The following is a 682-nucleotide window of genomic DNA, read 5'->3' as shown; positions in this document are numbered from 1 at the left end:
ATCATCTATTTAATAGGTGTTTTTTGATTACACACACAGCGGAAGCCAACTCCAGATCCGGAGTTGGATGGCTCTCTAGGGCCTGCTCTATCATATACCGAATATCTAAGTAAATGCCATCCTCGAATTGTTTTTTGTTTATAATAATGTATGGTGTCATATCTAGGGTTTACTTGCGGCTTACTACTGTAGCCCACGAACCAATCGCTAGTCCATTCTGGTCTGCCACCAGACATGTCGTAAAGGCCAAGCGGGTTTGGGGGATAGGCACCAACAATAGTGTCAAATGCGGGGTAATTTCTTTTTTCAGTAAAACTGCCTTCAATTTTACCATTATCCGTAGCATGTTCTACATTTAGGCCTCTACTACGGGCTGCATATTCCCATTGGGCTTCTGTAGGTAACTCAATAGGTAAATTAAGTTGTTTGCCTAACCATTTGCAGTAGGCCTGGGCTTGGTACCAGTTCATCCATTTAGCACCATACTTAGGGCCAAATTCTTTGACATCTCTATATTCAAATGCTAACTTTTCCTTGTTGTTTAGTGTTGAATACACATCAAATTCTATAAAAGTGGTTTCAAATTTACAAATGGAGTAGCTATCTAAAGTAACCGGATGTTCTAGTGTGGTGTAGTGGTAGTTGTTATTTCCCATGGTAAAGGTGCCACCTTTTACAAACA

Annotated in this window: 1 protein-coding gene; it reads right to left on the bottom strand. The window is 40.3% G+C overall.

From position 1 onward, the window contains the following. Positions 1–5 precede the first annotated feature (5 nt). Positions 6–682, bottom strand: a 677-nt coding sequence (locus A6I66_RS14490; protein WP_067150933.1) for a formylglycine-generating enzyme family protein, incomplete at its 5' end; no start/stop codon positions are given.

The sequence above is a fragment of the Pseudotamlana agarivorans genome, from assembly GCF_001642835.1.
Classification (GTDB): domain Bacteria; phylum Bacteroidota; class Bacteroidia; order Flavobacteriales; family Flavobacteriaceae; genus Pseudotamlana; species Pseudotamlana agarivorans.
The sequence above is the reverse complement of the archived record's forward strand: the minus strand, read 5'-3'. Positions and strand labels throughout refer to the sequence as shown.